The organism is Candidatus Magasanikbacteria bacterium, assembly GCA_021648085.1.
In the GTDB taxonomy this organism is placed as follows: Bacteria; Patescibacteriota; Patescibacteriia; order Magasanikbacterales; family UBA922; genus JAKITS01.
The window spans coordinates 133,892-148,423 of the sequence record JAKITS010000001.1 but is presented as its reverse complement, the minus strand read 5'-3'; the positions used below and the strand labels follow the sequence as shown (position 1 = coordinate 148,423).

The window sequence follows — 14,532 nt, the reverse complement described above, 5'->3', positions numbered from 1 at the left end:
AAAATTATTTTAACAAATTATTATACTCTTCTTCCACTTTACTAAACATTATAGATAGGGTGAAATTTTCCTGTATTTTTTTTCTTGAATTTTTACCCATTTCTATTCTTAAATCACTTTCTTTTACAAGAGTTGTTATAGCGTTTACCAAAGAATTTATATCATCTCGCTCAATTAAGAAACCATTAGTTTTTGAGACAAGCTCGGGTATTCCTCCAACTTTCGATGCTACTACCGGCAAGCTGGCGCTCATAGCCTCTAGAATAGTAATTGGCAGACCTTCCCACTTTGAAAATAAGGTAAAAACATCAGTCTTATTGCAAAGCTGATCAAAAACATCCTCTCTAGACAAAAGACCTTTTAGAATTACTGTTTTTTCTAAATTGTTTTTAATTATAAATTCTTTTATTTCTTTTTCTTTCTCACCTTTTCCTATTATTGTCACATTAACTTTTTGTTTTATATCTTCTGGTAAAAGAGTAATTGCTTTTAATAGAAATGAAGGCTTTTTTGGTTCTGTCAATCTTCCAACAAAGACAAAATTCACTTTTTCACTTAGTGTTTTAGCGCATTCGATAGTTGGTAAAACATCTTCAATTCCATTATAAATTACAATAAATTTTTCTGGTTTATCTATTTTATATTGAATAGCTAGTTTCTTTCCATATTCTGAAACACAAAGTATTTTGTTTGTAAAACGACTAGAAAATCTTTCGACTTGAATTGCAAAATGTTTGCGAAAAAAAGAAACCCCAACATTGAAACCCCAACCGTGTGGTGTAAAAATTGTAGGATATTTACCTTTTACAGCAAGCCTCCCGAGGAAACCAGCAAAAAAACTATGACAATGAACAATGTCCGGATTAGTCTTATTTACAACCTTGCGAATTTCCAAAAAGCTCTTCCAAACTTTTAGTGGATTTATAGTATTGGTTAAGTATTTACTCGGTATAAAATCAACACCAAAATCAGCCGCCTTTTTTCCAAGCCAGCCGTCTTGCGAAGATGACATCAAAGTTATATCCCAATCCTTTTCTTTGAAGTGTTTCATAAGCTGAGCCACATGTGTTTGCGCCCCACCCTGTTCTGATTTTGTAATTAAATAAAGAATTTTCATCTTTTTGTTTTAAATAAAACCAAACCAACAATATAACGAAATAATCGTCTTGTTATAGCAATATAAAATCTACCATAAAATTTTCTATATTTCAACACTAAAATTATATTATTTTTTAAGGCCTGAATAATTTTTGTGTTGCAGGTATTTTTGCTATGCACTCTATATTTTACAAGATAGTCATCTAAATTTAAAAATTTACCCTCTTTTCCCAAACGCAACCACAGATCATAATCTTCACCTATCTCTAGATTATTATAACCTCCAACACCTTCCACAATACTTTTCTTAAACATTACACTAGAATGCGCAAAAGGATTTTTAAATAAAATATTTTTTCGTATTTTTTCATCGCTATTAGGATTTAAATATCTTTTTTTCTCTTTTCCGTTTTTATCTATCTCAATAACACCACCGCCAACCAAAACAAGATTTTTATTTTCTTTAAATTTACCAACTTGCTTCTCTAATTTAAAATTATCCACCCAAATATCATCACTATCTAACACTGCAACTAAATCAGCTTTTGAATTTTTTAATGTCTTATTCCTAGAATATACTATTCCTAAATTCTCTTCATTTTTAAAATAAACAATTCTATCATCTTTTTCACTGAATGATTTTATAATATTTTCACTAGAATCAGTAGAGCCATCGTCAACAATTACAAGTTCCCAATCTTTGAGTGATTGGTCTAAAACGCTCTGTATAGCTTCTTTTATATACTCAGTACGATTATAATTTATCATTATTATACTGATTTTAAACAAGTTCATATTATATTTTTATCCAACTTGGTGGAATTAAGTCTTTATATTTTTTTTGATATTTATTATTCCATTTAGCAGGTGCGATGACTATTTTAGTTTTATTTTGATTTAACCAAGCACCCCACCAACTAAATGTACTATTCGCAATAATATTATGTTTACATTTACTCATTATTATTAACTCCTCATAATCTTCAATATTTGTGTCAGAAACAAAAAATGTAGAATTTTTAATTTTCAAATTATTTTTTACCCACCCAATATCGTCAGAAAAAATGAAAAATATTGGACTGTCTATTTTTTTAGAAATTTTTTCTATTGCCTTTTCATAATATTCTAAATTACAAATATTATGAACCTTGGCAGTTTTTTGATTATTCACATAATCCCCCCTTCTGACATGTAAAGAAATTGAATTTGAGTTATTAATTTTTTCCAAAATATTATAATATTTATCTTTAATAGGGTTTTTAAGAGTAAGCTCTTTTAATAATTTCTCCCTTATTATTTTTGGATATTTATAACTCTGCCAATACCCATCAAAATAACTCTTTTTAGAATTCAAAATTCGTGGATTCCAGCCAACATTATGTATTTTCAGTATTTTACCTTTAAATCCACGCCAAATTTTTGAAATAATACCAAAAGGATATTTAATTTTCTGCACTTCATTAAAAGTAACGATACTATTACCAATGTTAAAATGTTTTAAACCACACTGACGATAACTATCTTTTTTAGCACCTAAAATATCTTTATCCAAAAACAGTTCCTCTTTTCTTTTAGAAGCAAGAAGGCTCCCAAATGCATATTGGAATAATTGATTTCCTAAGCCACCTTTTAGTTTAATTACTATCATGCATTATTTTTTAAAAAAATAATCAAACTTTCATTATTTCTTATAATTTTTTTATAATTTCTATTATCTCTAGACAAAAAGTAATCTCCACTACCCATTATTTTTAAAACATCGAAATTATTTTTTTTTGCAATCAAGTCTATTTCCCATTTAAATACCGGATTTATATGATAAGAAAAACATTCGAGAGTAAACCAATGTAAGTATCCTTTAAACAAAAATTTAATCCTACTATACAACGATTGTACATTTGGAGTTGTCACTATTAAAATCCCATCTTTTTTTAAAACCCTTTTTGCATCCCTGAAGAGTTTCCATGGATTCTCAATATGTTCTATTATTTCCGAACATACAACAACATTAAAAAAAGAAGAAGAAAACGGAAGCTCTTTACTGCTATTTAAATCAAACCTTATTTTTTTTTCACTTTCATTTTTTTCTTCAAGATCCACATTATAAACATTGAAACCAATCTCACGAAAAATATCAGATACTTGTCCAGTTCCTCCACCCAGATTAAGTAATTTATTATTTTCTTTGTTATTTTTTAAATATTTAGATAAATAAACAATAATTAATTCGATAACGCCTGGGGAAGCATGGCAATATAAAGAATCGGCCAGCCTCTTAGTTAGTCCTGACACGAAACTTCTTTCATTATGTATAAATTTTTTTTTAAGCCTACTTATTATATTTACATCTTTTGGCTTAATAATTATAACTCCAAACTTACGTAAAAAAAATTTAATAAAGTGTAATATTCTTTTTTTCATTTTTATATTTATAATTCCCTAAATAAAAATTTTATTTTGTATTTAATTTTTTGGAATAAACTTCTTTTGCAAACTTTGTTATAAAAAAAATCATCTGCAGTTCTGTTTACTGTTATTGTTTTTGGGTGATTAATTTCTTTCAACCCTCTTCTAACCATAGACAAACCATACTCGTCAAATGTATTTGTAGCACCCTCTCCAAAACCAATATTTTCTATTAAATTACTATTCGGTATTATACATACACTATTGGAGTTCCACATTGCAAACATTAATTTAGAATCCATAAAATGAAACTTACCATTTTTAATTTTTTTAAAAAAATTAATCCAATATTTTTTCTGTTTTAAATTGTATAGTATTTCGTCAATTTTTTTTAAATTCAAAAAACTATCTAAACCTTTCATTTCACGGTCATATTTATCCCACGACCTTCTCCAAGTAGCCCACCCCCAAGTTGGATATATAGAGAAATAGTAACTTGCACCATCACCCTCAATCTCACCTTGAAAATTTGTTCCACATATCATCATAACTTTTTCCTCATCACGATATTTAGACAAAAGAGTTTGTGCATAATTAAAATAATCCAATGATGGTAGATGATCATCCTCAAAAATTATACCTTCTGGTTCAATAGAAAAAAACCAGTTAAATGCAGTTTCCAAACCTCTATTTCCAGAAAGTCCTAAATTTTCTGTAGCAAAATTAGTGTAAATTTCACAAGGCCAGTTTATATTTGTTGCTATATTTCTTGCTCTTTTACAAAACTCCACGTCTTTTAAGTTATTTTTTCTAGGGCCGTCAGCAGAAATATATAATTTTTCTGGTTTAACTTGAGACAAAATCTTCATTAAGTTTTTCAATTTTTCCGGTCTATTAAAAATAACCAATAAAATTGGCGTTGGAAATAACCCATTATTTTCACTGAAACTCAACATAAATTTTATTTTAACGGAATTATTTTTTAACTATAAAAAAAGCATTCCCAAAAGCATATTTATTTGTCCAATTCTCCTTTATTCCTTTTATTTTGTATTCAAATGAAACATTATTCCACCCTTTTGATTTAAATTTTTGAATCCACCAATTTAAATCTTTTCTCAAAATATGTGTTTTGTCAAATTCATAATCAGGCACTATATAACTCCCTTTTTTATCAGCCAAAGGAATTATGTGAAACATTTTATCAGTTTTACCAAATGATTCCTCCAAAAATATATCCAGACCCTCTTCACTTATGTGCTCTAACACATCCTTACTCATAATCCAATCAAACTTTTTTTCAAAAGGAATAACACTTTTTGATTCAGAATTAATCAATTTACAACAATTTCTAACTTCTGTTTCAAGATTATCTATTGCATAAGATGAAATATCACAACCATAAGCGTTTATGTCTAATATCTTCAAAGATTTAACAACAAAACCTTTTGCACATCCAAAATCTAATACAGATTCACCATCCTTAAGATTAAGATGTTTTATAATATTATACGCCATTTTTATTGTTAACTCTGGCATCCACCTATAATTAACATAGCCAGACTTACCAGTTACAAGCCCGTCTTCATAGTATTCTCTATCAAAATCATTTTTCATAAAAAATTAAATAAAATTTTTATGTTTTAAGTCTTTGTTTGGTTTAGGTAGTTCATCTTTTGTGTTAATAATTTTAGACAAAAGTTCATTTTGACGACTAAATACACAATTGTGGCATTTTTCAGTATTTATTAATGTGCCGTTTATTTTTTGTGAATAAAACTCTTCAACCTCATCCCATTTACATAAAGCAAATTCTCTATGAAATTTCTTGTCATCAGCTGGGGAATTTAAAACCAGAGAATCACATGGATACACATATCCATCCACATAAAGTACCGGATGAACTCTTCCGAGATGACATTCTTTTGGTGTTATATGTGTTTTATATTGATGGAAGAAAGGTGCACCAAGTCTTTTTGTAATTTTTCTTAATTTTTCATGTGCAGCCTCCAATTCACCTGTTTCAAGATTGCAATCGGGTAATAATCTAATGTATTCAACTTTGTTTGTAGTTGAAATTTCTTGTACTTTGTTTTTTATTTTATTTATAACCTCTTCTGATGATAGCGGATTCCAAATGTAACTAAACCCTAATGTTGTTTTTTCTGAATCTAACTTAGGTATTTTAATATCTGGAACATAATCAAGAGCATTTATTGAGATCCTTAACCAAGTTAAATACTTCAACTTGTCCTCATCAACCTTATTTGATAATACTACCCCATTAGATATCATCCCAATTTCCAAACCTTCTGAATGTAGATACTCTAATAACTCATTGATATGTCGATATACAGACGGCTCACCTCCCCCACTTAAAATAACAGCTTTTAGACCCATCTTTTTAAATTCTGTTACCACACTTTTAATCTGGTCCATAGTCAGGTCTGGTAATAATTTCCCCTCTTCACCTCTTTGAGCTACAGAACAAAATACACACCGCAAATTACAAATTTCTGTAGGCATTATATGTAAAACTATAGGATGATTTTTTTTCCACCTAAGGTCTTCAATGGCTTTTTCGTGATATAACAATTTATCTCCTGTTGAAGTAAATGAACTTTCTTTTTTCGTATTCTCTATATCAAAACTGTTTACCTGAACATTTATTGTGTCGTCTGTCATATTATATTTATTTTTAAAATTAATTATTGAAATTTAAATTAAAACATATGAATAAAAAAGTTATTGCTTTATTTTTTCTTTAAATTTCTGACTTAAAATATATTCTGGAATATTTTTTTTATTGTTTAAATTGTAAAACATATTTAACCACTCAGAAAAAGTTAGCTCCTGACTATTTTTAAGATTTTTGTATTCTAATCTTCTATATTCTAAATTTCTTGCGTATTTATGCCAATAAATATCCAAGCTTTGCTGATCAAATATACAAAAATAGTTTGCAAACATAGACCAACTGTCTTCTATTGTCCATTTAAGTTTTCTACCTTTAGTTTCTAAATAATTTGCAGACAGATACACCTCGCACAACCTAGCTCTCGACCAATCTCCTATTTTTTCATGATTTGCAAAATCTTTTCTCATATCCAAACCACACCCCCAATAATCCACCATATCATCAACACAACCAAACAAAACCATATCAGAAATACTATAAGGACGATATTTAAAAGTGTTCAAACTAATACCTGCAATTCTCTTTTTTTGTTTATAAAGCGGATCTACGGGAAATAAACTTATAAAATTAACAAGAAATTCAATTGAATTTGGATTATATATTCTTAAATCAGTTCTTGTTTTCAGAATGTATTCTACACCAATTTCTTGTGCTTTTGCAATAGCGTTACTAGTTGAAACAATTTGATAATTAATATGAGAAATTCCAGAATAATCAGGTTTTTTATTTAACAAAACTACTATCCCCTCTTTTTTAATTTCATTTATATAGTCAACATCCTCATCTTCCCATGTGGATAAAATAATTGCATATTTATTAAATATTTTTTTATAAAGTCTTACTGTTTCCAAAGTAAAATTATTTTTTTTTAACAAAGGACCTTGAATTATTATTGCAACCTTAGAATAATTAACCAAAGAATCATGCCAAATATTAATATCTGAAGAATTTTTAGGACGAATATGAAAAGTTATATAACCACAAAAAAAATGTTTCAACCGTAAAACAATTCTATTTTTACAACTTTTAAATTTTTCTATTTTTATCTTTGTCATTTTACAAGTAATAAACATTCCAAAATTAACTCTGGATAATCTGTACACACCATATTGGGATTTAATTTCAAAATTTTTTCAATTCTTTTTCTGATTGTATTTAAATTTTTTGCATCTTGATGAGTCTCACCACCTAATAATCCAGGTGAAGTTCCGTGTAGTTCTGGAGTAACCAAGGCAATATTAAAACCTTCTTTTTTTAGCAAAGAAAAAACCCGTTCATTATAAAATGTTTTCTTTTGTCCACCCTCGTCATGCCTATCCCACTCATCAAGCCAAACCCATTGAAATAACTTTTTATTACTTATTACCTCTTCAATAGTGAGCAAGGTATTATTTACACAAGTATTATATCTCTTTATGTCATATTTGTGAGATACTGATGGTGCTAGAATTAAATCTGGCATTCTTTCTAGTAAATATTTAGCAGTTTCAACCTTAACATCAAAAATAATTATTTTATTCATTATTTGTTGAAATTTTTTAAAATATTTCAACAAAATTTCCAGATATTTTTCATCCTGATATTTTCCCTTCAGATGGAGTGCATTCATTTTACTGCTACCATACTTTATAATTAACAACACTTCATTCAAACTACACACCCTTCCTTTTTTAAACTTAACTCTTTTAATTTCATCCAATGTCATACCAGAAAACAGTCTATTGTCTTTTCCATTTGTTATCCTTTCCAATCCTTGATCATGAAAAATAACAACCTTATTATCTTTGGAAAAATTTACATCAAACTCAAGCCCAAACCCTCTTTTTGCTTGATCCTCAAAAGCCTCAAAAGAGCTTTCAGTAAAAAAATCTTTTTTTTTAGGCTCAAGACCTCTATGAGTAAGCGTGATAATCATAAAAATTTAAATTTTTACACTTCCACCATCTAATTTTTTCAAAAACTCATTTAAATCCTCTGGCGTTCCTAAACCGTGCATCTCTTCCACTTCTATGTTTTTTATACCTATATTTTTATCTTCCAAAATCATTTCATTATACACAGGACAAACATAAAATTCATTATTATGTCGCATATCCTTTTCTATCATAGACTGTGCAGATCTTATAAATTCTTTACCTGATTTAAAATAGTAAATTCCCACAGTTGCCTTATCTGAAATTACTCGTTTTTCTGCCACTTCCACAACATTACCGTCCTCACCTACTCTAGCATAACTCCACTTAGGGTGACTTGCTTTAAAAGTCATAATCAACCCGTCCTTATCCCCACATCTAGCGTCATTAATAAAATCATTCAATCCCATACTAATAAACTGATCTGAATTTGCTATCACAATATCATTTTCATTGTTTATATATTGTAGAGCACAAAGAACTGTACAAACAGCACCTTCTGTAATACCATCTATTTGTACAATTTCAAACTTATTGTCTGTAGCGTTTTTTAAAATATTATAAAGATCATATTTTTCATAATGCTCTCTCTGACAAATAAAAATAAACTTATGGTCACAATCTGGCTTAAGATTGTTTATTACAACCTCAATCATTGTTTTTCCTTTTATATCTATAATAGGTTTTGGAAATGTATAACCAACATCTCTAAAACGAGATCCTTTTCCTGCCATTGGAATTATTATATTTAGTGTTTTTGACATAATATTACTTATTAATTATATATTTATCCCCCACAACTGATGGTGTTTTAATTACTATAATAAATCCATCTTCTAAACACTCGAAACTGCTACTTTCACTAGGATCCAAAACCATGATTTCACCTTTTCTAAATTCTTTACCATTCATTTTAAAAATTCCAGAAATGAAAACTGTAATTTCTCTTGCTATTTTGTGAACATGTTCAGGTTCTAAATCTCCTTTTTTATAATATTTTATGGCGACCTCAAAATCCTTAGTTTTTAAAATACTCAAATCAAAATCACCAATAATCCAACCTTTTGTAAAATCACTTAATTTTAAAGTTTTTTGTATTTTGTTCAATAATAAATCTTTAAACAAAGATAAGTTAACATCCTCAACACCTTTTACTTGGTATACAATACCACCACTTCTCTTTGCTGCCTCAACACCAGGTGGAGCATCTTCCACAATAATACATTCATTTGGCTTTAAACCCATTTTTTCAAATGTTTTGAGATATATTTCTGGATCTGGCTTTGAATTAACAACCTCATCATTGCCTATAATAAAATCAAAATAATCAAATAACTGTGCAGATTTAAGCATTAAATGTAAAGTTTCTTTTACAGAGTTTGAACAACAAGCCAATTTATATCCTTTTTTCTTTAACTGTTTTAACAAAATAATTTTTGAATAATCTGGTACACAATATTTTGGAATAATTTTTTTTGTGTGTATTTGCTTAACACTATTTATTAATTCTACTAAACCATTAGGTAAGCGCCCCTGCTCTTGTAATTTTTCAACCTTCTTTCTTGTTGGTAATCCGTTGAAGTTTAACACATGCTCTTCTCTTTCAATCTGCGTACCAAAAAGATTTAAAGTCTTATTTAGAGCTTCATAATGCCCATCAGGCATATTTACCAAAACCCCATCCAAATCAAACAAAATCGCCTTTATCATATTTTTATTTTATCCTATTATTAAAAACTTTTTTATATTTTTTAACAAATTTCCATAAAAAAATTAATATTTTTTTAATAAAATTTGGATTTAAATTTATCTTTTGTTTTTTTAAAGCTAGTAATTCAGTTATTTTTACAGACTCTTTTTCAATTAAATTTCTATTTACACCAGACAGGGCGACGACGCAACGTATTATGTTAAAGTACACTAATTTATTGAAAGTGTCAAAATTTAACGATTCTATAAATAAATCTAATGCCTTATTAAACTCATGTTTTTTATAAAAATAAACAGCCCTAATAAATTTATTATAAAATTCCTCACATTCTGGCGTTTCTTTTATATATTTATCAAAACCATCTTTAATAACATAATTTTTGTAATTAGATATAAACAAACTATCTTTTTTTTTCAAATATTTCAGATCCAATTCAACTTTTAAATTTTTTTCTCCTAATTTAGAATTTTTAAAAACATTATACTTAATAATATTTTTTACATCTTCTCTGGAAAAAAGATATAATATTTCTTCATATATATAATAAAAGTTTAATGAGAATTCACCTGACTCATACATTCTTTCAAAATATGATTTTTTATTAGCTTGTCTATGAAAATAATAAGTATCCGGACAAACACAAGCTTTTAAACCCTTAGTAATAAAGCGAAATCCAAAAGCTTGGGTGTCCATATTATGATTTTCCGGATAACCACCAGCAATATCAAAAGCTTTTTTAGTATATAAAAAATTAACCAATGTCAAAGATCCGTTATTCTCATTAAACAAGTCTTTTACTTCAAAATTTCTATTATTTATATTGTTAAAACTACTACTAGTTTTATTTTTATTTAAACCTTTAAAAAATCTGGCTTCGTGAAAAACAACTCCATCAACTTTTTTTTTACTTATACATTCCACCATTTTATAGAGCATATTTTTTGGTAAAATATCGTCACTATCTAAACAAAAAATTAAGTCTCCGTCTGAATTTTTTACAGCTGTATTTCTTGTTGCTCCACCACCTCTATTTTGCTTATGGATAATACGTTTTATTTCACTAAACCTAATAACTAAATTATTTATAATTTTTTCTGTATTATCAGTTGACCCATCATTTACCATAACCACCTCAAACGGTATTTGTAAATCTTGCTTATAAATAGAGTTTACGGCTTCTTCAATCGTAGACTCACAATTATAACACGGCATTATTATAGATAGTTTTTTATACATAATATTAAGAATATAAATACTAAAATTATTTATTTTTATATTTCAACCAAGTCATATGTTTAAAAATATTAGGATTTGCATTTTCTGCAACAAATATGCGAGGTAATGAAAACAACTTATCTTTATAATTTGAATAAATATTACCAACACTTGCTGTGACTGCAGTTTTAAAACCCAAAGATTTAACAATTCTTTCATCTCTAGGACTCAAATTGTCTCCATAAGGATAACAAAAATGATTAGGTTTAAAATTTACTTTTTGTTTAAATAAAATATTAGCCTTTTTTATATCACTAACTATCTCGAGTTCATTAAAAAATTTAAAATTTATATGTGAATGTGTATGTGAGCCTACTGTTGCAAGTGGCTCATCCACCAATAATCTCACGTCTTCCCAAGACATTGGTAAAATATCATTATACTTGTAAAGGTCAATTTTATAATTCGAAAATAATTTAGTAAAAATTTCTGAAAAATTTTTAGGATTTATAGACATAATTTTTTGACGTATCCTCATAAAAGTAGCTTCTTTATCTTTTTTACTTTTGCAATTATAAACACTACCATCGCTCAAAATAATACTATTATTTTGAGAAATTAAATCTTCAAGTAGATACCACCAATAGATAAACTCATGTTCGACCATTCCAGTAGTCACATACACAACAAATGGCACGTTATGTTTTTTAAATACCGGCAAACCTTTTGTAATATTATCTTTATAACCATCGTCCAAAGTAATAACAACCATCTTTTTATTATTTGCATTTTTATTTAAATTATTAAATAATTCATCAATACTTACAAAAATAAAACCTTTTTTCTTAAAGTCTAAAATTAAATTTTCTAAAAAAACTTCAGAAATTTTTAAGTGCTCATTACACAAAAAACGGCAAGTGTCAATATTATCTACTCTATGCAACATTAAAATTGTTGCTATACTTCCATCTGAAAAACTAAATATTTTTTGAGAAATACCAGATGTTAAAATATTTTTAAAAACTTGCTCTATTTTATTGCGGTAAAACATATTGTTAACTGATAATCTTTATCATGTTTATTTAATAATTGTTTTTTAGGCATATCCTCTATCACAACACCTTGTAAAAAAGCTATGGACGCTAATACATTTCCCATTGGATATACATTAATATTTTTAAAACCTGCTTCTTCCAAAAGAATTCGAATAGATTTATCTGTAAAACGCCAATAATCACCCCATTTATCCATATCATATCGTGAAATCTGAGAAATACCAGACACCGTACCTAACAAAGTACCTTTTTCTTTTAAGATATAATAACTACCTTTTATAGCTTTTTTTACATCATAAATAAAATTGTAAGTCTGAGTACAGATAAAACAATCAATTTCTTTATTAGGCAGTGTTTCCATTTTTGTTAGATCACCAATTATAGTTACATTTGGAGATGTTTTATCAAATCCCAACACCTCACTTTTCACATTTTTATTACCGTACTTTAAAGTATATATATTATCACCAATTTCCAACACTTTACCTGTAATAAATTTGGAATTAGCTGATAAAAAATTCTCAATATAATATCTATCAATAGGTGTTCCGCGATCAAAACCAAACATGGTACTTATTGGATATATTCTTTGTAAGTCATTAAATATAACTTTTGACTTTGGAAATAAAAAACGATAAATATTAAACAGCTTTTTTAACATATACACTTATTTAAAAAATTTCTTTAATAATTTTGTGATCTTTAACACAACCAAAATACGAATAAACTTATTCAAAATAATAGCTCTTTTTCTTTTTTCCATTTTCTCATAAAATACTTTCAATAATTTTATAGCATTCTTATTTTCTACAATATGATCATCAAAAATAATTTCTTCATTTTTATCTAATTCAACTTCAAAAGGACTTTTTCCAAGTAGTCGATTAATTATAGTAAAATGAGTCCCGTTAAATAATCCGTTATTTTTAATAAGTGCGTGTGGGGAATTTACAGATAAACCATTGTTTCTGATAAGTGCAATATACCAACAAATATCCCAAGGTATTGGGTTTAATTTTAAAGTGGTAAGACATTTAAAAGAACCATTTAGTTGTATTCTATTTTTTTGATTTAGAGACAGTGCAGACAGAGCTTTTTCTTCTGAGAAAAACTGTTCAAACTTATCCCAGCTATTTTTCCATGTTCCCCAACCTCCACCAGTATTTTCTGTATAACGCCAAAAAAAAGTTTTTTTATATTCATTTGGCATTTTTATAAATGTAAATGTAGCGACATGCATAATTTGATCTTCTTTTTCATAAAAATCAAGTGCACCATTCATAAATGTTAGAAAATTCCTAGCTGTAACACCATCATCCTCTAAAACAATAATTTTTCCAAACCTATTTACAATTTCAGTTACACCCTCTATTATATTTTTCTCAATATAATAATTTTCTCTTCTTTCAATAATATTTACAGTTTTAAAACCTCTTATATTTTTTATATATTTTCTTACATTTAAAACATCTTTTTTGTGGCTTTCAGTTTTATAAAAATCAGAAAAAATAAAAAGATCTGTTTTTTTTGCTAAATAATTTTTCTGTAAAGCCTCTAATACCTCCTTTGTATTTTTAAGCCTATTATATACAAAAAGTGCTACAGGTGCTATTTTATTATACTCTTTATTGTTCATACAATTCTTTTGAATGCTTTAGGATGATTACATGGCGTGTCTGGTAAAATAATATTAGCGTGCGGAATACGTTTTTCTATTGGTGTAGGTGTTGTGTGATTACGATACATTTGAGATAAGTGTTTATTTGGATTGTTAGGCGCAAAATAGAACTTACCTTCAAATTCTACTTTTTTTAAAGGAAAAATATAAGATATATGTGTTGTACACATATATCCATTATCTTCCGGTGTTCTCCCAAGTGCTGTCTTTTTAAAAAAAGAGGCTAAAAACCAAACACTTTTACAAAAAAAATATATTGGATAATTAAGCCACCTATTTTTTGATAGCACAACAGCATTATATCTAGACCGAACAGTTGTCCGAAACATTATTTTTCTAAATAACTTAGGCATTTTTGGATAGGCTACAGAAGGAAATATGTCTATAAATATCCCCTTATGATATGGATATTTTTGCTGATGTTCTTTATTTTCATGGTGTTCTAAAAAAGTAGAACCAGTGTCTCTTAACTTTGTAAAATACTGTTTATATGATTTATCAGTTTTGGGAGTTTGCAAAAAAATATCTTTTGGTAACTCCTTTTCAGCTATTTCTAAAAATTTTTTATAATCTTCTATTGGCATAGAGACATCTATGTCATCATCCCAAGGAATGAATCCATTATGACGAACTGCACCTAACAAAGTTCCAAAATCAAGCCAAAACTTAAATTTATTTTTTTCGCATATTTTTTGAAATTCATTTAATAAACGTAATTGAATCTTTCTAGTTTGTTTTTTTATTTCTTCGTTAATCAT

At 27.6% G+C, this 14,532-nt stretch carries 16 protein-coding genes; all 16 read right to left on the bottom strand.

Translation table 11 applies throughout. From position 1 onward, the window contains the following. Window positions 1-4 precede the first annotated feature (4 nt). Genes L3J07_00665 through L3J07_00590 form a run of 16 tightly spaced genes read right to left on the bottom strand, consistent with a single transcriptional unit; the run spans window position 5 to window position 14,532 of the window. Complete coding sequence (locus L3J07_00665; protein ID MCF6276339.1) at window positions 5-1,117, bottom strand: glycosyltransferase family 4 protein; 1,113 nt, start codon at window positions 1,115-1,117, stop codon at window positions 5-7. Next, window positions 1,114-1,893 (bottom strand): glycosyltransferase, encoded by a 780-nt coding sequence (locus L3J07_00660; GenBank protein ID MCF6276338.1) that lies wholly within the window; start codon window positions 1,891-1,893, stop codon window positions 1,114-1,116. Before L3J07_00660 ends, L3J07_00665 begins: the two co-directional genes overlap by 4 nt. A gap of 1 nt (window position 1,894) precedes the next feature. Next, window positions 1,895-2,746 carry an alpha-1,2-fucosyltransferase gene (locus L3J07_00655; GenBank protein ID MCF6276337.1) on the bottom strand — a complete coding sequence of 284 codons (852 nt, stop codon included), beginning with the start codon at window positions 2,744-2,746 and terminating at the stop codon, window positions 1,895-1,897. After that, a complete protein-coding gene (locus tag L3J07_00650; protein ID MCF6276336.1) occupies window positions 2,743-3,519 on the bottom strand; it encodes a class I SAM-dependent methyltransferase in 777 nt (258 codons plus the stop codon). Before L3J07_00650 ends, L3J07_00655 begins: the two co-directional genes overlap by 4 nt. An 8-nt stretch (window positions 3,520-3,527) precedes the next feature. Next, window positions 3,528-4,460: a nucleotide-diphospho-sugar transferase gene (locus tag L3J07_00645; GenBank protein MCF6276335.1), complete on the bottom strand. Its 933-nt coding sequence runs from the start codon at window positions 4,458-4,460 to the stop codon at window positions 3,528-3,530. A gap of 19 nt (window positions 4,461-4,479) precedes the next feature. Beyond that, window positions 4,480-5,121 carry a methyltransferase domain-containing protein gene (locus L3J07_00640; protein ID MCF6276334.1) on the bottom strand — a complete coding sequence of 214 codons (642 nt, stop codon included), beginning with the start codon at window positions 5,119-5,121 and terminating at the stop codon, window positions 4,480-4,482. Window positions 5,122-5,127: 6 nt separating this feature from the next. Continuing rightward, the gene (locus L3J07_00635) at window positions 5,128-6,189 is read right to left on the bottom strand and encodes a radical SAM protein (GenBank protein ID MCF6276333.1); all 1,062 of its coding nucleotides are present in this window, start codon (window positions 6,187-6,189) and stop codon (window positions 5,128-5,130) included. A gap of 60 nt (window positions 6,190-6,249) precedes the next feature. Next, window positions 6,250-7,257, bottom strand: a complete 1,008-nt coding sequence (locus L3J07_00630; protein MCF6276332.1) for a WavE lipopolysaccharide synthesis family protein — start codon at window positions 7,255-7,257, stop codon at window positions 6,250-6,252. After that, window positions 7,254-8,117, bottom strand: a complete 864-nt coding sequence (locus L3J07_00625; GenBank protein ID MCF6276331.1) for a hypothetical protein — start codon at window positions 8,115-8,117, stop codon at window positions 7,254-7,256. Before L3J07_00625 ends, L3J07_00630 begins: the two co-directional genes overlap by 4 nt. Before the next feature lie 6 nt (window positions 8,118-8,123). After that, window positions 8,124-8,879 carry a glycosyltransferase family 2 protein gene (locus L3J07_00620; GenBank protein MCF6276330.1) on the bottom strand — a complete coding sequence of 252 codons (756 nt, stop codon included), beginning with the start codon at window positions 8,877-8,879 and terminating at the stop codon, window positions 8,124-8,126. 4 nt (window positions 8,880-8,883) lie between these two features. Next, window positions 8,884-9,825: an HAD family phosphatase gene (locus tag L3J07_00615; protein ID MCF6276329.1), complete on the bottom strand. Its 942-nt coding sequence runs from the start codon at window positions 9,823-9,825 to the stop codon at window positions 8,884-8,886. 4 nt (window positions 9,826-9,829) lie between these two features. Further along, a complete protein-coding gene (locus L3J07_00610) occupies window positions 9,830-11,062 on the bottom strand; it encodes a glycosyltransferase (protein MCF6276328.1) in 1,233 nt (410 codons plus the stop codon). A gap of 25 nt (window positions 11,063-11,087) precedes the next feature. Beyond that, window positions 11,088-12,092 carry a polysaccharide deacetylase family protein gene (locus L3J07_00605; GenBank protein MCF6276327.1) on the bottom strand — a complete coding sequence of 335 codons (1,005 nt, stop codon included), beginning with the start codon at window positions 12,090-12,092 and terminating at the stop codon, window positions 11,088-11,090. Beyond that, on the bottom strand, window positions 12,071-12,757 hold the full coding sequence (locus L3J07_00600) for a methyltransferase (protein ID MCF6276326.1): 687 nt from the start codon (window positions 12,755-12,757) through the stop codon (window positions 12,071-12,073). Before L3J07_00600 ends, L3J07_00605 begins: the two co-directional genes overlap by 22 nt. A gap of 6 nt (window positions 12,758-12,763) precedes the next feature. After that, window positions 12,764-13,732, bottom strand: coding sequence for a sugar transferase (locus L3J07_00595; protein MCF6276325.1), 969 nt, complete (start codon window positions 13,730-13,732; stop codon window positions 12,764-12,766). Further along, window positions 13,729-14,532: a LicD family protein gene (locus L3J07_00590; GenBank protein MCF6276324.1), complete on the bottom strand. Its 804-nt coding sequence runs from the start codon at window positions 14,530-14,532 to the stop codon at window positions 13,729-13,731. Before L3J07_00590 ends, L3J07_00595 begins: the two co-directional genes overlap by 4 nt.

Coding starts and splice junctions, on each gene's coding strand:
- L3J07_00635 (MCF6276333.1), bottom strand. CDS start 6,189: ATGACAGACGACACAATAAATGTTCAGGTAAACAGTTTTGATATAGAG.
- L3J07_00615 (MCF6276329.1), bottom strand. CDS start 9,825: ATGATAAAGGCGATTTTGTTTGATTTGGATGGGGTTTTGGTAAATATG.
- L3J07_00665 (MCF6276339.1), bottom strand. CDS start 1,117: ATGAAAATTCTTTATTTAATTACAAAATCAGAACAGGGTGGGGCGCAA.
- L3J07_00630 (MCF6276332.1), bottom strand. CDS start 7,257: ATGACAAAGATAAAAATAGAAAAATTTAAAAGTTGTAAAAATAGAATT.
- L3J07_00650 (MCF6276336.1), bottom strand. CDS start 3,519: ATGAAAAAAAGAATATTACACTTTATTAAATTTTTTTTACGTAAGTTT.
- L3J07_00655 (MCF6276337.1), bottom strand. CDS start 2,746: ATGATAGTAATTAAACTAAAAGGTGGCTTAGGAAATCAATTATTCCAA.
- L3J07_00645 (MCF6276335.1), bottom strand. CDS start 4,460: ATGTTGAGTTTCAGTGAAAATAATGGGTTATTTCCAACGCCAATTTTA.
- L3J07_00610 (MCF6276328.1), bottom strand. CDS start 11,062: ATGTATAAAAAACTATCTATAATAATGCCGTGTTATAATTGTGAGTCT.
- L3J07_00595 (MCF6276325.1), bottom strand. CDS start 13,732: ATGAACAATAAAGAGTATAATAAAATAGCACCTGTAGCACTTTTTGTA.
- L3J07_00600 (MCF6276326.1), bottom strand. CDS start 12,757: ATGTTAAAAAAGCTGTTTAATATTTATCGTTTTTTATTTCCAAAGTCA.
- L3J07_00590 (MCF6276324.1), bottom strand. CDS start 14,532: ATGATTAACGAAGAAATAAAAAAACAAACTAGAAAGATTCAATTACGT.
- L3J07_00625 (MCF6276331.1), bottom strand. CDS start 8,117: ATGATTATCACGCTTACTCATAGAGGTCTTGAGCCTAAAAAAAAAGAT.
- L3J07_00605 (MCF6276327.1), bottom strand. CDS start 12,092: ATGTTTTACCGCAATAAAATAGAGCAAGTTTTTAAAAATATTTTAACA.
- L3J07_00640 (MCF6276334.1), bottom strand. CDS start 5,121: ATGAAAAATGATTTTGATAGAGAATACTATGAAGACGGGCTTGTAACT.
- L3J07_00620 (MCF6276330.1), bottom strand. CDS start 8,879: ATGTCAAAAACACTAAATATAATAATTCCAATGGCAGGAAAAGGATCT.
- L3J07_00660 (MCF6276338.1), bottom strand. CDS start 1,893: ATGAACTTGTTTAAAATCAGTATAATAATGATAAATTATAATCGTACT.